This is a genomic window from Mesorhizobium sp. WSM4828, assembly GCF_055811175.1.
In genome coordinates this window covers 216426-233089 of the sequence record NZ_JBVVQK010000004.1, presented here as the reverse complement: position 1 = coordinate 233089, position 16664 = coordinate 216426, and the positions used below count along the sequence as shown (strand labels likewise).

Annotated in this window: 15 protein-coding genes and 1 tRNA gene; 5 read left to right on the top strand and 11 right to left on the bottom strand. The window is 63.7% G+C overall.

Going from position 1 to position 16664, the window contains the following annotated elements:
* Nucleotides 1–100 precede the first annotated feature (100 nt).
* From AC0L2X_RS07425 to AC0L2X_RS07400, 6 genes are read right to left on the bottom strand one after another with little or no spacing between them, the layout of a single operon-like run.
* Entirely contained in the window at nt 101–1354 is a 1254-nt protein-coding gene (locus tag AC0L2X_RS07425) for an ABC transporter substrate-binding protein (protein WP_352488720.1), read from the bottom strand.
* Between the two features lie 59 nt (nt 1355–1413).
* A complete protein-coding gene (locus AC0L2X_RS07420; protein WP_473599557.1) occupies nt 1414–2901 on the bottom strand; it encodes an aldehyde dehydrogenase family protein in 1488 nt (495 codons plus the stop codon).
* A 39-nt stretch (nt 2902–2940) separates the two neighbouring features.
* Entirely contained in the window at nt 2941–3717 is a 777-nt protein-coding gene (locus tag AC0L2X_RS07415; protein WP_473599524.1) for an enoyl-CoA hydratase/isomerase family protein, read from the bottom strand.
* A complete protein-coding gene (locus AC0L2X_RS07410) occupies nt 3710–5311 on the bottom strand; it encodes an acyl CoA:acetate/3-ketoacid CoA transferase (protein WP_473599523.1) in 1602 nt (533 codons plus the stop codon). Before AC0L2X_RS07410 ends, AC0L2X_RS07415 begins: the two co-directional genes overlap by 8 nt.
* On the bottom strand, nt 5308–6324 hold the full coding sequence (locus AC0L2X_RS07405; RefSeq protein ID WP_473599522.1) for a Gfo/Idh/MocA family protein: 1017 nt from the start codon (nt 6322–6324) through the stop codon (nt 5308–5310). The genes AC0L2X_RS07410 and AC0L2X_RS07405 overlap by 4 nt, the downstream gene beginning before the upstream one ends.
* Nucleotides 6321–7376: a LacI family DNA-binding transcriptional regulator gene (locus AC0L2X_RS07400; RefSeq protein ID WP_473599521.1), complete on the bottom strand. Its 1056-nt coding sequence runs from the start codon at nt 7374–7376 to the stop codon at nt 6321–6323. Before AC0L2X_RS07400 ends, AC0L2X_RS07405 begins: the two co-directional genes overlap by 4 nt.
* Before the next feature lie 243 nt (nt 7377–7619).
* Between AC0L2X_RS07400 and AC0L2X_RS07395 the strand changes: the two genes are divergently transcribed.
* Together AC0L2X_RS07395 and fcl are read left to right on the top strand one after the other, a co-directional pair.
* Nucleotides 7620–8774 (top strand): dihydrodipicolinate synthase family protein, encoded by a 1155-nt coding sequence (locus tag AC0L2X_RS07395; protein ID WP_473599520.1) that lies wholly within the window; start codon nt 7620–7622, stop codon nt 8772–8774.
* Between the two features lie 155 nt (nt 8775–8929).
* Nucleotides 8930–9892: a GDP-L-fucose synthase gene (gene fcl / locus AC0L2X_RS07390; protein WP_473599519.1), complete on the top strand. Its 963-nt coding sequence runs from the start codon at nt 8930–8932 to the stop codon at nt 9890–9892.
* Nucleotides 9893–9958: 66 nt separating this feature from the next.
* Here fcl and AC0L2X_RS07385 read toward each other — a convergent pair.
* Nucleotides 9959–10033 (bottom strand) — tRNA-Val (locus AC0L2X_RS07385).
* A 161-nt stretch (nt 10034–10194) separates the two neighbouring features.
* Entirely contained in the window at nt 10195–10557 is a 363-nt protein-coding gene (cpdR, locus tag AC0L2X_RS07380) for a cell cycle two-component system response regulator CpdR (RefSeq protein ID WP_006199474.1), read from the bottom strand.
* 153 nt (nt 10558–10710) lie between these two features.
* Here cpdR and AC0L2X_RS07375 point away from each other — a divergent pair, with 153 nt between their 5' ends.
* Both AC0L2X_RS07375 and hisN read left to right on the top strand, forming a co-directional pair.
* Nucleotides 10711–11652 carry an N-formylglutamate amidohydrolase gene (locus AC0L2X_RS07375; protein WP_352665531.1) on the top strand — a complete coding sequence of 314 codons (942 nt, stop codon included), beginning with the start codon at nt 10711–10713 and terminating at the stop codon, nt 11650–11652.
* A gap of 348 nt (nt 11653–12000) precedes the next feature.
* On the top strand, nt 12001–12774 hold the full coding sequence (hisN, locus tag AC0L2X_RS07370; RefSeq protein WP_473599518.1) for a histidinol-phosphatase: 774 nt from the start codon (nt 12001–12003) through the stop codon (nt 12772–12774).
* A gap of 39 nt (nt 12775–12813) precedes the next feature.
* Here hisN and AC0L2X_RS07365 read toward each other — a convergent pair whose 3' ends face one another.
* Together AC0L2X_RS07365 and AC0L2X_RS07360 are read right to left on the bottom strand one after the other, a co-directional pair.
* Entirely contained in the window at nt 12814–13275 is a 462-nt protein-coding gene (locus AC0L2X_RS07365) for a hypothetical protein (protein WP_473599517.1), read from the bottom strand.
* Between the two features lie 137 nt (nt 13276–13412).
* The gene (locus AC0L2X_RS07360; protein WP_473599516.1) at nt 13413–14387 is read right to left on the bottom strand and encodes an alpha/beta fold hydrolase; all 975 of its coding nucleotides are present in this window, start codon (nt 14385–14387) and stop codon (nt 13413–13415) included.
* Nucleotides 14388–14859: 472 nt separating this feature from the next.
* Between AC0L2X_RS07360 and AC0L2X_RS07355 the strand changes: the two genes are divergently transcribed.
* Nucleotides 14860–15324 (top strand): Hsp20 family protein, encoded by a 465-nt coding sequence (locus AC0L2X_RS07355; protein WP_023675381.1) that lies wholly within the window; start codon nt 14860–14862, stop codon nt 15322–15324.
* Between the two features lie 93 nt (nt 15325–15417).
* On the opposite strand, the gene AC0L2X_RS07350 is transcribed toward AC0L2X_RS07355, so the two are convergent.
* Nucleotides 15418–16470 carry a threonine aldolase family protein gene (locus AC0L2X_RS07350; protein ID WP_473599515.1) on the bottom strand — a complete coding sequence of 351 codons (1053 nt, stop codon included), beginning with the start codon at nt 16468–16470 and terminating at the stop codon, nt 15418–15420.
* Nucleotides 16471–16664: the final 194 nt, after the last annotated feature.

The following is a 16664-nucleotide window of genomic DNA, read 5'->3' as shown; positions in this document are numbered from 1 at the left end:
CTCTGCGGCACGAAGCGTGCCGGTCGGCGCAACCGCAAAACCTCGCCGCAGGGGATCTCCCCGGCTTGCGCCGGGGAGATCATTCACATGGGCGGGTGCCTTACTTGGCGTCTTCGATCGCGCTGACCAGTTGGGTCACGGCCTCGTCCGAGGTCTTGATCTGGCCGTGGACGAACTTCGAGACGACATCCTTATAGGCGTTCGCAACCGCCGGAGGCGCGCCATAGCCCTGCGCCAGCGAACCGAACAGCGTGCCGCCTTCATTGGCGGCCTTCAGGTCGGCTATGCCCTTCTTGCCGCAAGCGTCGAAATCGGTGTCCGGCACGTCGGTGCGGGCCGGAACAGAGCCCTTGACGACGTTGAAGGCCGACTGGAAGCTCTTCGACAGCGTGGCGGTGGCCAGGGCGATCTGGGCGGCTTTGCGGTCCTCCGGCACGTTGAACATGCCGAACATGTCGGAGTTGTAGACGACACTGCCCTCGGTGCCGGGGAAGCGGTAGCACAGGAAGTCGGTGCCCGGGACCTTCTTGGCGGCGTTGAATTCGCCCTTGGCCCAGTCGCCCATGACCTGCACCAGGGCATCGCCCTTGATGACCATGGCGGTGGCGAGGTTCCAGTCCCGGCCCGAGAAGTTCGGGTCGACATAGGTGACGAGCTTGGCGAGGTTGTCGAACGACTTCTTCATCGTATCGGACTTCAGCGACTCCTCGTCGAGGTCGTTGAAGGCCTTCTTGTAGAACTCGGGCCCGCCGGTCGACAGCACGACCGAGTCGAACATGGTGGCTTCCTGCCAGTTCTGGCCGCCCAGCGCCAGCGGGATGACGCCCGCCGCCTTGGCCTTGTCGAGCAGCGCGATGAAGTCGTCGAAGGTCTTGGGCTCGGTGCCGCCGATCTTGTCCATCACCGCCTTGTTGATCCACAGCCAGTTGACCGAGTGGACGTTGACCGGGGCCGCGACCCACTTGCCGTCATAGACTGCAAATTTCTGCAAGGCCGTCGGAACGGACTTGTCCCAGCCTTCCTTCTTCGCCGTCTCGGTCAGGTCGCCCATAACGCCGGCCGCGGCGTAGTCGAGCACGGTATAGCCAAGCATTTGCGAGGCGGTCGGGTAGTTGCCGGCTGCCACCATCGCCTTCAGCGCGGTCATGGCGGCGTCGCCGCCGCCGCCGGCCACCGGCACGTCCTTCCAGGCAAAGCCTTCCTTGGCCAGATCCTGCTTGAGCACGTTCAGCGCGGCAGCTTCGCCGCCCGACGTCCACCAATGCAGCATCTGGACTTCCTTGACGTCCTCGGCATGGGCCGCGAACGCAACGCCCGATGCGAGAGCCGTCCCGATAAGCAGTTTGCGCAACATGTACTTCCTCCCTTGTTGAACTTGCACGACCGGCGGATGCCCACCGGGTTCTTCCCAACTCAGCCGACCCACCATCCGGTGCGCTGGCCGCGATGAAACTGGATTGTCTTTTCTTCTGTATAATCCTCGACGGCGCGCTTGCCGAGTTCGCGTCCAAGACCGGACTGCTTGTAGCCGCCGAAAGGCAGCTCGGGATAACCCTCCATGAACGTATTCACCCAAACGGTTCCCGAACGCACATTCCGCGCCACCGACATGCAGGTATCGATGCTGGCGCTCCACACGCCCGCCGACAGACCATAGGGCGTGTTGTTGGCGATGTGCAACGCCCTTTCAATCGATCCAAAAGTCAGCACCGAGAGCACCGGACCGAACACTTCCTCGCGCGCAATGGCCATGTCTTCGGTGACGTCGCCAACGATGGTCGGATCAAGATACTGGCCGCCGCTCGAAGCAAGCTGCTTGCCGCCGCAATAGATCCGGCTGCCGTCGTTTTCTGCTGCCGTCACGTAGCCGGTGACCTTGGTCACATGGTCGGCGGAGATCATCGCGCCGACCTTGGTGCGGTCGTCGAGCGGGTCGCCAACAATCACCTTGGCGGTGAGTGCTTTGACGGCGCCGAGGAACTCGTCGGCGATCGCCTCATGAACGATCAGCCGGCTGCCGGCATTGCAGCACTCGCCGGCATTGAAGAAGCCGCCGAATACCGCCGCGTCGGCGGCCGCCTCGAGGTCGGCATCGGGAAAGACGATCTGGCCGTTCTTGCCGCCGAGCTCCATCGAGACTTTCTTCAGCGAGTTGGCGGCAGACGCCATGGTCATCTTGCCGACGCGGGTGGAGCCGGTGAACGACACCATCTCGACCAGCGGATGGCTGACCATCGGTGCGCCGACATCGGCGCCCAGCCCGGCAAGGATGTTGACGACGCCGTCCGGCAGGCCGGCCTGCATCAGGATCTCGCCGAGAACAAAGGTCGAGGCCGAGGTCATCTCGCTCGGCTTGACCACCGCCGTGCAGCCGGCGGCGAGCGCGAAGGGCAGTTTCTGGCTGACGATCAGGAAGGGGAAATTCCACGGCGTGATGATGGAGACGACGCCGATCGGTTCGCGCAACACGACGCCGAGCATGGCATCGCCGAGATTGGCGTAGCTTTCGCCGTGAAGCGTCCGCGCAAGTGCCGCGGCATAGCGCCAGATATCGACGGCGCCGCCGATCTCGCCGCGCGCCTGGGCAATCGGCTTGCCGGATTCCAGCGCGTCGAGCCGGGCAATCTCGTCCAGCCGCGCCTCGATCAGGTCAGCCGCCTTGAGCAGGATCGCAGCGCGCTCGGCGGCCTTCATCCGCGGCCACGGGCCGGTCTCGAAGGCCTTGTGCGCGGCCTGTACTGCCGCCTCTACGTCCGCCGCGCCGGCCTGTGCATAGCGCGAGACGGTGAATCCGTGGCCGGGGCTGCTGCGCTCCAGCGTGCGGCCGTCCTGGGCGTCGACGAACTTGCCGTCGATCAGCAGCCGGTAGTTTTTCGGCGCAGCGGCTGCCTCGACGGGCATGGTGATGTTGAGAGGCGCGTTCATGTGAGTTTCAGGTTCCTAAGATCTTGAGAACGCCGGCTTCCGCTTGGCCTTGAAAGCCTCGACGCCGGCCCTGAGATCGCTTGTCAGCGCGATGAAGCCGCTGGCCAGCGCTTCGGTCGCGGCAGCACTCTCTTCGCCCTCGGCGATGGCAATCATCAGCTTGGCGGCTTCGGTCGCGAGCGGGCCGCGCTCGGCGATCTTGCCGGCCAAGGCCTTGGCTTCGGCGAACGCCCTACCGGTCTCGACCACCCGGTCGACAATCCCCAGCGCAAGAGCCTCGGCCGCCAGAAACACCTCGCCGCCGAGCGCCATCCGCCGCACCGCCTGCGCACCGAAGCGGCGCACGGCGCGCTGTGTGCCGGACCAGCCGGGAACGACGCCGATCGAGGTTTCGGGGAACCCCAGCTTCACCTGCGTTTCCGCGACGCGGAGGTCGCATGCAGCCGCCAATTCCAGCCCACCGCCCAGCGCATGGCCGGCAAGCACGGCGATCGTCGGCTGCCGCAGCCGCGCCAGCCGATCAAAGACGCGGTGGCCGTAGCGAACCCATTGCACCTGGAAATCGGCGGCGCTCATTTCTGCCCATGCCTCGACGTCGCCGCCGGCGCAAAAGCCCTTGCCTTCGCCGCAGATCAGCACGACGCGGATGCCGTCCGCCGCCTCGGCTTCGTCGAGTGCCGCTTCCAACGCTCGCAGCATCGGGATGTCGAGGGCGTTGAATTTCTCCGGCCGGCGCAGCGTGATTGTGCCGATGGCGCCGTCGGTTTCAAAGGTGACGAGGCGCTCAGCCATGGGCGCCTCCAAGCGAGGCGCCGCCATTGAGCGACAGGCCGATCGGCCGGTCCCGGTAGAGCGCATCCGGCGTCACTCTGAGATCGTTGGCTACGGCGAGCGGGATCTCGGCCTGCGCCAGCACATCGCGCTCGAGGTCGATGCCCGGCGCCAGCTCGGTCACCATCAGCCCTGCCGGCGTCAGCTTCATCACGCAGCGCTCGGTGACGTAGGTGATGTCCTGTCCTTGGGCGACGGCACGCTTGCCCGAGAAGGAGATATGCTCGACCTCGCCGACGACTTTCTTGACCTTGCCCTCCTGGTCGATGCGGATGCCGCCACGGGCCAGCGACAGCTTGGCGCCGGCATTGAAGAAACCGGAAAAGACGATCTTCTTCGCCCGCGCGGTGATGTCGACGAAGCCGCCGGCGCCGGCGGTGACATGCGGCCGCGCCGACAGCCTGGACACGTTGACCGAGCCGTGGCGGTCGATCTGCAGGAAGGACAGCAGCGAGGCGTCGAAGCCGCCGGCCTGGAAATAGATGAACTGGTGCGGCGAGGGCATGAAGGCGTCGGCGTTCGACGAGCAGCCGAACTTGAAGTCGAGCAGTGGTACGCCGCCGACCGCGCCTTGTTCGATGACCCAGGTGACCTTGCCGTGCTGGCCTTCCTCGAGCAGGATGCGCGGCACATTGGCCGAGATGCCGAAGCCGATATTGACCGCCATGCCGTCGGCAAGCTCCATGGCGACGCGGCGGGCAATGACCTTCTGGACGTTCATCTCGGCGTTGCGGAAGCTCGACAGTGGCCGGAAGATCTCGCCGGAGATGGCCGGATCGTAAGGCGTCAGCGTCGTCTGCAACTGGTCGGGCGCCACCACGATATGGTCGACCAGCACGCCCGGCACACGCACATCGTGCGGCTTCAGCGTACCGGTCTCGACGACGCGCTTGACCTGCGCGATGACGATGCCGCCATTGTTGCGGGCGGCCAGCGCCTGTTCGAGGCCGCCGAGATAGGCGCCCTCATGCTCATAGGTGAGGTTGCCGCGCTCGTCGGCGGTGGTGGCGCGGATGATCGCGACCTGGGGCACGATCGAGCGGAAATAGAGCCACTCCTCGCCGTCGAATTGCTGCACCGAAACGATCGGCTCGCTGGCGGCGGCATTCATCGCGCAGCCCTGGTGGCGCGGGTCGGCAAAGGTATCGAGCCCGACCTTGGTCAGCACGCCGGGACGCTTGGCGGCGGCCTCGCGATGCATGTCGAACAGGATGCCGGACGGCACGTTGTAGGCGGCGACCGAATTGTCGCCGATCATCTTCCAGATATGCGGCGGTTCGGCGGATGACGGGCCGGAGGGATACGAACCGCACAAAGTGCGCTTCAACAGGCCGGGCTTGGCTAGATGATCGATGCCCTTGATGCCGTACATGTCACCGGCGGCGATCGGGTGCAGCGTCGTGATGTCCCTGGGATGGCCCTCGGCGTCGAAGCGCTGGCCGATGGCGGCCAGCACCGCGTCCGGACAGCCGAGGCCGCTCGACGACGAGACGGAAACGACCACGCCATCCCTGATCAGGCCGGCAGCCTCAGCCGCTGAAACGAGCTTGCTCACGCTTCGCTCCCGAGCTTCGGGTCGATGGCAACGGCCTTGCCGGACCTGGCCGATTGCAATGCCGCCTCGGCTGCGGTCAGTGACCAGACGCCGTCCTCGCCGGTGGCGGAAGGCTGGCCCTCGCCACGGATCGCCGCGTGGAATTGGCGCAGCGAACGGGCATAGAGGTCTTCGCGGTCGAAGCTCAATTCCTCCTCGCCCTTTGCCGTTCGCAGCAAAACCGTGCCGATCGGCTTCTGCGTCATCACGTCCTTGGCGATCAGCGAGCCTTCGCTGCCATGCACCTCGAAGCCGGTGCCGGCGAATTTGGTGGTGAAGCCCTCATGCGACTGCGCAATGACGCCCGATCTGAAGCGCCAGAGGCACATGGCGCCGTCTTCCAGTCCGCCGGCGGCCATGCCGGCCGATTGCGTGAAGGCCGAGATCTCGAGCGGATCGTCGCCGAGCACGAACCGCAGCGTGTCGGCGTCGTGGACGGTGATATCGAGCACCACGCCGCCGCCGGCGTCCGGCCTGGTGATGCGCCAGCCCTGCAGGTTTTCCGGCAGATAGACGGAGTGGAAGACGCGCGCGGCGATCGGCCTGCCGATGCGGCCGGCAGCGATCGCTTCGCGCATCGCGCGGTGCGAGCCCGCATTGCGCAGATGGTGATTGGTGCCGAGCACGACGCCGTCGGCCCTGGCCGCCGCGACCATCTTGCGCGCGTCGGCGCTGGTCAGCGCCAGCGGCTTTTCGCAAAGCACATGCTTTCCCGCCTCGATGGCGGCGAGTGCCTGTTCGAGATGCAATTCGTTGGTGGTCGAGATGTAGACGGCGTCGATATCTGATTTGAGCAGGGCGTCGAGCGTCGAGACCGCCGCCGGAATGCGGTTTTCACTGGCATAGGCGGTAGCCCGCTCCGGGCTGGAGCTCATCACCGCGGCGATTTCGCCGTCGGGCTGCGCGCGGATGGCGCCGATCATGAACTGTCTTGCGATCGTGCTGGCGCCGATCAGCCCCCAACTGACGGTCATGCAGCGTCTCCCATTCCTGCACAGCCATGCTCCTTGCGATCGGGGCCGCAGCTTTCCCTGACCACGAGGTTGACGGCGCCGATATGATCCTCGGCGCGCGTGGTGCGCGATTGGATCATCTTCAGCACGACGTGGGCGGCGCGCTCGCCGAGTCCGGCGGTGTTCACCGCGACACTGGTGAGCGCCGGCATGTAGTGCTCGGCCTCGGCCACGTCGTCGAAGCCGACGACGGCAAAGTCCGCGCCTGGTTCTAGGCCGCGCTTGCGCAGCGCCAGCAAGACGCCGAAGGCGACCGCATCGTTGAAGCAAAGAGCCGCGGTCGGCGGCGCGGCCATGGCAAGCGCGGTTTCCAGGCAGGCAATGCCGCCCTTGCGGCTGGTTTCGCCCTCGAAGACCAGCCTGTCGGCTGGCGCGATGCCGAGCACTTCACAGGCCTCGCGAAAGCCGCCCAGCCGCTCGTGATAGACGACAAGGTCGGATGAGCCGCCGAAGAAGGCCACCCGGCGATGGCCCTTGCCGATCAAATGGGCGGTGGCGAGATAGGCGCCGCGATGATTGTCGGGCGTGATCACCGGGATGCGGCTTTCGGGAAGCCGGCGCATGACGAAGACGACCGGAACGCCTGCGGTCTCAAGGCGACGGAACGCGCCAGGCGTGGTGCCGCGCGCCGGCGACACGACGAGCCCGGCGACACCCTGCTCCATCAACGATTTCAAAACCTCTTCCTGGCGCACCGGGTTTTCAGCGGTATTGGCGATGAAAGGCACGACGCCGGCCGACTGGAAGACGCGCTCCATGCCGACCGCCAATTCGGCGAAAAACGGATTGGTGAGATCGTTGATGACCATGCCGATGACGTTGGAATGGGCCTTGCGCAGATTGGCGGCGCCGCGATTGTAGACATAGCCGACATCCTCGATCGCCTTGCGCACCTTGAGCGCGGTTTCAGGCCGGATAAGCCCGCTGCCTTGCAGCACCAGCGATACAGTCGATTTGGACACGCCCGCCTCACGGGCGATGTCGAGTATCGTTGCCTTGGCCCGGCTGGCCATCCAGATCTGTCCTCCCGGTGGTTTCTTATGCGATTTATTGGAACGATCTAATCCCTGCGGCGCATTTGAGTCAATCGCGTTTTTGCGAACCCGAGAAAAATGCGGCTGAGTGGGCGCAATCCTCTGACAAGTAGGACTTTCGCCTGCTGCGATGCAGCAATTTTGAGCTGCGCGAGCCAGGGGGCAAAATATCTTGATTTATTGGAACGTTCCATTTAATAGGCGTTGGGAAGGGAGAGAGCCATGGACATCACCTTGCCTGGGGAAGGCGGCGGCCGTGTCCGCTACCGGCTTGTCGGCCAGCCGGTGCAGCCTGTGGCCGGCGCGCGGTTCTCGCGCATCGCCTACGCCGCCGCCCATGTCGTTGCCGATCCCCTCGCCATGACCGATCCGTGGTCGAGGCCGGCGGTCGACTGGGACAGGACGATGGCGTTTCGCCGTCATCTTTGGCGGCTCGGCTTTCGCGTCGCCGAGGCGATGGACACCTCGCAGCGCGGTATGGGTTTCGATTGGGCAAACGCCAGGGAATTGATCCGCCGCTCCATTATCGAGGCGCGCAGCGTGGAGGGGGCCGATCTCGCGTCAGGCGCCGGCACCGACCATCTGGCGCCGGGTGCCGCGAGTACGCTCGACGATGTCATCGCGGCCTATGAAGAGCAGCTCGGCTTCATCGAAGGGCTTGGCGGCAAGGCGATCATGATGGCCAGCCGCGCGCTTGCGGCGGTCGCCAAAGGCCCCGACGACTATATCGGCGTCTACGACCGCATCCTGTCCCAGGCCTCCGGCAAGGTCATCCTGCACTGGCTGGGCGACATGTTCGACCCGGCGCTGAAAGGCTACTGGGGCAGCAGCGATTTCGAAACCGCGCTCGAGACGGTGGTCGCGATCATTGAACGCCATGCCGGCAAGGTCGAGGGCATAAAGATATCGCTGCTGGATGCTGGCAAGGAGATTGCGCTCAGGGACCGGCTGCCTGAGGGCGTGGTGATGTTCACCGGCGACGACTTCAATTACCCCGAGCTGATCGCCGGCGACGGCGACAGACATTCGCACGCGCTGCTCGGCATTTTCGATGCCATCGCGCCGGTCGCCAATGCGGCACTGGCAAAGCTGGCCGACGGCGACCGCGCCGGCTATGACACGCTGATGGCCCCGACAGTGCCGCTGTCGCGCAAAATCTTCGAGGCGCCGACCGAATACTACAAGGCCGGCATCGTCTTCATGGCATGGCTGAACGGACATCAGGAGCATTTCTCGATGATCGGCGGCATGCAATCGGCGCGCGGCATCCGTCACTATGCCGATGTCTTTCGCCTTGCCGACCAGGCAGGATTGCTGGCGGAGCCGGAGCTTGCCATTACCAGAATGACAAGCCTCTGCGCGGTAGCGGGCGTCTGATCGCAAACGCTGTGTCCGATCCAAAGCCAGGTTCGGTAGCTTTGCGATTTGCCTTGTCTGGGCAAATCTGTATGCGGTATGCGTCCAACAGAGAAGCCGATCCGGCGCTCCGCCGGCCAACCGGCAAAGCTGCCGTTCTGCATTGGGGTAAGCTGATGACCTTCGACCTTCAGGGCAAGCGCGTTTTCGTGGCCGGACATCGCGGCATGGTCGGCTCGGCGATCCTGCGCAGATTGGCCGACGAGGATTGCGAGGTCCTGACCGCCTCGCGCGCCGAGCTCGATCTTCTCGACCAAGCCGGCGTGCGGCGCTGGATGGCCGACCGCAAGCCGGCTGCAGTGGTGATGGCGGCGGCCAAGGTCGGGGGTATCCTGGCCAACAACAGGCTTCCGGTCGATTTTCTGCAGGACAATCTCGTCATGCAGAACAATGTCATCGACAGCGCCTTCCGCAACGAGGTGCAGAAGCTGCTGTTTCTCGGTTCATCCTGCATCTATCCCAAATTCGCGGCGCAGCCGATCTCCGAGGACGCCTTGCTGACCGGGCCGCTCGAACCCACCAACGAATGGTATGCGATCGCCAAGATCGCCGGGCTGAAACTGTGCCAGGCCTATCGGCGCCAATACGGCGTCGACTACATCTCGGCGATGCCGACCAACCTCTACGGTCCGGGCGACAATTTCGATCTCAATTCAAGCCATGTCGTGCCGGCCCTGATGCGCAAGGCGCACGAGGCCAGGCGCGCCGGTCGCAAGAGCCTGGAGGTGTGGGGATCGGGCACGCCGATGCGCGAATTCCTGCATGTCGACGACGCCGCCGACGCCCTGGTCTGGCTGCTGATGAATTATTCGGGCGACAGCCACATCAATGTCGGCTCTGGCGAAGACATCACCATTGCCGATCTTGCCCGCACCATCGTGTCGGTCGCCGGCGCCGATGCGACGATCACATTCGATGCGACGAAGCCGGACGGCACGCCGCGCAAGCTGATGGACGTGTCGCGCCTGTTCGCCACCGGCTGGCGCCCGCGCTACTCGCTGCGCAGCGGATTGGAACAGACGTATGCCTGGTTTCTAGAGCACGTCGAAACCGGGGATCTGCGCCTCGGCGCGGCCTGAGGCCGGTATAGGCCGGGAACGTCAGTCGACGAAAAAATACCGACGGCCAATTGAGGATTATCTGGATGGTGGGCGTGACAGGGATTGAACCTGTGACCCCTGCAATGTCAATGCAGTGCTCTCCCGCTGAGCTACACGCCCATCCGAAGCCGCGCATACACCATTTTTGGTTCGGCACGTCAATAGCGGGAAAAGGGAAAGAATGGCTGGCTTGTCTCTTTGTTTTGACGCAATTCCGGACGGAAACCGCCTCACACTTTTCCTGGAATTGCTCTAGTCGATCAAGACGCGACAAAAGAGCGTCAGGCGGCCTGCAGCATCTTTTCGACCTCGTTGACGAGGTCGCGCAGGTGGAACGGCTTCGATAGCACCTTGGCGTCTTTCGGTGCCTTGGAATCAGGGTTCAGCGCGACGGCGGCGAAGCCGGTGATGAACATCACCTTGAGGTCGGGATCGATCTCGGTGGCGCGGCGGGCGAGCTCGATGCCATCCATCTCGGGCATGACGATGTCGGTCAAAAGCAGCGAAAAAGGTTCCTCGCGCAGCCGCTCATAGGCGCTGGCGCCATTGTCGAAATCGCTGACCTGATAACCGGCGCGCTCGAGCGCCTTGACGAGGAACCGGCGCATGTCGTCGTCGTCTTCCGCCAGCAGAATGCGTGCCATCTTGTCCCGTCCGAATCACCCAACCGACAATGCCGTGCGGCAAGCCCGTTAACCATGCTGTATATGAGGAGGTGACGGTAAACATCAAGTGAACGTTGGGCGCACAATCCTGATTTGGCTGGCACTTCGGCGGCTGGACATGCGGACGGCGAGGTGGCACTTTCCTATCATGATGCATTGGTATTTCCGGGTTCGTTCAAATTGAAAACGGCAGCCGAGGATTTTTCGGTCGTTCCACCCTTCGAAATCCGATCGGGCGCCGAACAGCGCGTTCCCTTCCTCTTCAACTCGCCGCATAGCGGCCGCTACTATCCGGACCGGTTCATGGCGATGGCCAAGCTGGACCGCAACGCCATCCGCCGCTCCGAGGACTGCTATGTCGAGGAATTGTTCGGCGGTGCCGTCGCGCTCGGCGCGCCGATGCTGGCGGCAAACTTCCCGCGCGCCTATCTCGACGTCAACCGGGAGCCGTGGGAACTCGACCCGCGCATGTTCGCCGAACCGGTGCCGTCATTCTGCAACATCCGCTCGGCGCGGGTGGCCGGCGGGCTCGGCACCGTGCCCAAGCTGGTAGGCGAGGGGCTCGACATCTATTCCGGCCGCTTGCCGCTGGCCGAAGCCGTGGCGCGCATCGAAGCGGTCTACAAGCCCTATCACGAGACGCTGAAACGGCTTTTGACCAGAACCCATGCGCGCTTCGGCTATGCCGTGCTGATTGATTGCCACTCGATGCCGGCAAGCATAAGGGTCGGCGACAGCGGATTGCGGCCGGATTTCATCGTCGGTGACCGGTTCGGCATCTCCGCGGCGGCGGCGTTGACCGAGACGGCGATCGGCCTGCTCACCGGCATGGGCTACAGCGTCGCCCACAACAAGCCCTATGCCGGAGGCTTCATTACCGAGCACTATGGCCGCCCCGTGCGCCATCTGCATGCGTTGCAGATCGAGGTTAATCGCGGGCTCTACATGAATGAGCGGACGTTCCAGAGATCGGCTGGTTTCGACGCCCTGGCCGGCGATCTGGCGCGGTTTTCGGCCGAACTGATGGCGATGCCCGATCACAATTTCATGGATCTGCCGCTGGCCGCCGAATAGGCGCGGAATCGCGGTACTCGCCGCTCATGCGGCAGCGTAAAAAAAGACCGCATCGTTTGCACGACACGGTCGAAGTCTAGGGAGGAAACGCCCAAGGAGGGCATGGACAGGAACCCCTGTCCGAGAACAAACGTATTGTGCGCTGCACAAATGTCAAGGCGCGTTCCGGCTTTTTTAATTCACTGTGAAGTGGAAATTGCATTTCCACGACGACTGCGTTGCATTCGAGCAACAGTTGGCATCATGCGAAAGGCTCCGAACGCCCGTTGTTTCGGCACAAACGCCCTTGTTTCGGCATAAATCCGTAGGCAAACCGGCATCTCAAACATGCTGAAGCGGGAGAATCAGTTGGATATCAGCATCGAGTTCATGCGGCGCATTGCGCGTGCCGCCGCAGCCGAGACCTTGCCGCGCTTCCGCAATCAGGGCGCGGTCACCAACAAGGAGCGCGGCAGCTTCGACCCGGTCACCGAGGCCGACCGTGAAGCCGAGCGCGCCATCCGGGCGGTGATATCAGCGCAATACCCCGATCACGGCATCCTCGGCGAGGAGCACGGCAGCGAAAACATCTCCAGCCGGCATGTCTGGGTGATCGATCCGATCGACGGCACACGCGCCTTTATTTCCGGCCTGCCGGTGTGGGGGACACTGGTCGGACTGACGGTCGACGGCGATGCCGTCGCCGGCATGATGTCGCAGCCCTTCACCGGCGAGCTGTTCTACGCCAATGCCTCCGGCTCGCATTATGAAGGTCCGGGTGGCCCGCGAAGACTCACGACGCGCAAGACGACGAATCTCGCCGAGGCGACGCTGTTCACCACTACGCCGGCGCTGTTCAAGGGAGACGCTCGCCTGCGCTACGATCTGTTCGAGAAGCAGGTCCAACTCGCCCGTTACGGCACCGACTGCTATGCCTTCGCCATGGTGGCGGCGGGCAGCGTCGATATCGTCGCCGATCCCGGATTGAAGCCCTACGACATCGTGGCGCTGATCCCGATCATCGAGAAGGCAGGCGGCGTCGTCACCACTTTCGAGGGCGGACCGGCGGAAAAGGGCGGCGACATCCTGGCGGCGGCGACACCGGAGCTGCACGCGGCGGCGATGGCGGCGCTGCGCGGCTGAGCATCCGGCGAACGAGATGCGAGCAAGCCGCGGTATAGATCAGCGGCTTAGCGGAGGGCCAAGCGCCCTGAGACGTAGGCCCCACAGAATGAGCGCGAAAGAGATGAGGCCCGACGGCGCAGATGAATACCCCACGACTTTGATCGCATCCTCCTGAAAAGCGCTCCCGTGGGAGGCTCCTGCCGCGAGCGGCATTGTCTCATTGCCGGCCCCCCAGATGCTGGCCATCACATAGGCGGCCAGGATCGCCAAAGCCGAATAGATCAGGAGCCAGAACGCAACCCGCGCCATCGCCGCGCCGAGATTGAGCCTAGACCATGTGAGACCTAGCGCCAGCAGGAGGACGCCCTGCAGGGCGCTGAGCGTGTGCACGGACAGTCCGAGTCGCGGCGCGGCCAAGTATGGGATCGCAAACCCTTCGAATGACGAAAACAGCAGCAGCGCGACGCCAATCTGCAGTAGCCGATGCCCCTGACGTGACAGCGTGTTCGATGCGTTCATGGTCGCATTTCTCCCGGCGAATGGCCTCCAACCTCTTTGGCAGCAACCTAGCGCTCGATGCCTGAACGGGAATAAGGGGCGAGCTGTGCCGGGCAAGCGAACCGCGCGGGCTTTGTTGCCGGGCGCCGGCGAAGCGGTCAAACAGCGTCGCCGGTTCCTGGAATGAAAGCATCGAATGCCGCAAGCAGTTGCTCGCGATAGAGGTCGGCTTCCTGGAGGATCTCATGGCGGGCGCCGTCGATCATCACTAGCGAGCCGACACGCAGACGTCTCGCATAGGCTTCGACTGCCCTGGTCGAGACGACCTGGTCGGCGCTGGCGGCGATCATCAGCAAGGGGACCTGGATCTTGGCCATGAAACCCGGGTCGCTGACGATCAAGGACGCCTCCGTGGCCGCCTTCAGCCAGCGGATCGTCGGTCCGCCGAGCGCCAGCTGCGGATAGGTTTCGTAGATCAGCGTGTTGCGCCGGTAGCGCGCCGGGTCGCTGGTCAGCTTGTTCATGGCGAAGGGCACCGATTCCTTCGGCCGCGGCCCCCATGCGGCATAGAGCCGGCCGAGGCCGAGAAGGCAGAACAGCGAACAGATGCGGCGAACGGTTTTTACCGAAACCGGCAGGTCGGGCACGGTGAAGAACGGTGCGATCAGCACCATGCGGCGCACGCGGTTCGCCATTGAGGGCGCGGCGAGCAGCGCAATCACCGCGCCAGCCGAATGCGCCAGTATGTAGTAGGGTCCTCGGCAATCGGGCAGCACGATCTCCTCGAAGAACTGCTCCAGATCGCCGGTGTAGTCGAAGAAGCTCCGGACGTAGCCGCGCTGTCGGTCGCCGATCAGCCGGTCGGAAGCGCCCTGGCCGCGCCAGTCGAGGGTTGCCACGCCAAAGCCCCGGTCGGCAAGGTTGCGAATGGTCTCGAAATATTTCTCGATGCACTCGTTGCGGCCGGTCAGGACGACGACGGTGCCCTTCATCGGGCGAGCAACCGCGGCAAACAGCCCATAGCGGATATTCTTGCCGTCGCGCGTGGTGAAGAAGCCTCCGGCTGCGTTTTCCGGCAGCGGATTGCCCGGAGTTTCGTTGAAGAGGGGGGGCTGGTGGATAAGATCGGTCATACGGTGTTTGGTTGGGGTCGGTGCCGACAGGCGCAAGTCAGGCATAAACGCCCATGCGCCAAAAGCAAAGCAATTCGGGACGCGGGGAGGTCGACCGAGGCAGTAAACAAGCAAGGCCGGAAGCAGCCTTGGGCGTGCTTCCGGCCTCTGTCGACCCGGGAGGAAGGGACGTTACACCCGGTTCGGCCTCGTCGTGTCGCCTTTTCCGGCGACCTGTTCGTGATCTCGAGAACAGTTTTAATGCCGCCTGGCTGAACGCTCGCCGAAGCCACGGTTCATCTGCCGTTCATCGGCATCGGGACGTGGGCCGGGACCGGTCCCGTTCGGACGCGAGAAAATCTTGAAATGCCGTCGTCCGCTTCCCAAATTTGTCATGCGGCCGCCAATGTCGGGGCCGCTGGCCCATCCGGAAGGCCGTTACGGGTTTCGCACCGGCCATACGCAACCTTGTTGCTCAACAGGAGAACACACCATGCGTCACGTTGATTTTTCCCCGCTCTACCGTTCGACCGTCGGTTTCGACCGGCTGTTCACCATGCTCGATTCGCTTGCGCAGCCGGAAGGCCAGACGTACCCGCCTTACAACATCGAGCGCACGGGTGAGGATGCCTATCGCATCTCGATGGCTGTGGCCGGCTTCTCGGAAGATGAGATTTCGATCGAGGCTCACCGCAATGTGCTGACCGTCAAGGGTGAGCGCAAGGAGGAAGGCAATGGCGAAGGCTCCGAACTGCTCTATCGCGGTATCGCCAGCCGAGCCTTCGAGCGCCGCTTCCAGCTTGCCGATCACGTCGAGGTTGTCGGCGCCGCGCTGAAGAACGGCCTGCTCTTCGTCGACCTCAAGCGCAACATCCCCGAAGAGTTGAAGCCGCGCAAGATCGCGATCACCTCGGCTCCGGCCAAGGCCAAGCAGATCGAGGCCAAGACTGCCGCCTAAGCCAGGCAGCTAAATTCTCCCGGGACGCCAACTCCCCGGGAAGAAAGGGCGGTGCAGCAATGCGCCGCTCTTTTTGCTGGTGGGTAAGGCTTGCTATCCGGCGAGCAGGTAGCCGAAACGGTCGACCTCGTCGGGCGTGGTCGCGAAGCTGGTGACGAAGCGATAGAGCGCTTCGTCCTCGCCGATGTGGCCGTCATAGCCGAGCGGCCTGTGCCAGTCATGGAAGGCCGCGCCTGCCGCTTGCATGCTTTCGGCCTCGGCCTTTTTCATGACCGCGAAGACCTCGTTCGCCTGCGGCAGCCAGGCCAGCCGGGCCGAAGGGGAATCTTCGATCGCCGCGGCAAGCCGTGCCGCCATCGCATTGGCGTGCCGTGCCGTGTCGAGCCATAGCCCACCCCTGAAATAAGCATCGAATTGCGCGGCGATGAAGCGCGATTTCGAGAACAACTGGGCCGTGCGCTTGCGCAAAAAGGCCAATTCCTTGGCTCGCTCGAGGTCGAAGAGCACGATCGCCTCGGCGCACCAACAGCCATTCTTGGTGCCGCCGAAGGAGAGGATGTCGACGCCGTGCTTCCAGGTCATTTCGGCGGGCGTCGTTTCCAGCGCGACGAGCGCATTGGCAAAGCGGGCCCCATCCATGTGCAGCGGCAGTCCATGCTGCTTTGCGATCGCCGAAATCCTGGCGATTTCGTTCAGCGAGTAGACGGTGCCGACTTCGGTCGACTGGGTGATCGAAACGGCAACCGGCCGCCCGGAATGGACGTTTTCGGGTGCGAAACGGTCCACAGCCCGTTCCAGATTGCCGGCATCGATCTTGCCGAGTGCGCCTTCAACTGAATAAAGCCGCGAACCGCCGGTAAAATATTCCGGTGCACCGCATTCATCCTCGATGACGTGCGATTCGCGATGGCAGAAGGAAATGCCGCCTGGCTTGTTATAGGTAGTCAGCGATAGCGAATTGGCGGCGGTGCCGGTGGCCACGAAAAACACCGCGACCTCGCATTCGAAGATTTCATTGAAGCGCTGGTAAACGGCCTTGTCGAGGGCGCCCTCGCCATAGGCGGTGGAGAAGCCGTCGGCATGGGCCGACAGGCCGGCAGCGATACGGGGATGGGCGCCTGCCCAATTGTCGGAAGCGAAAATCATACGTCTGCCTATGCTGGGGAAATCGGTGCGAGCTTGGCCGCTTTCGCATGCCGGCCGCAAGGGGCAGATACCGAAAATCCGCTAAAGCCAGCGGAAGGCATGAGCGTAGATGCAGCGACTGAAGGTTACGCTGGCACGGCGTTCCGCGCAATTTTCTGTCGTGAAAGCTTCAAGAATTTTGTGAATCGGTCTTG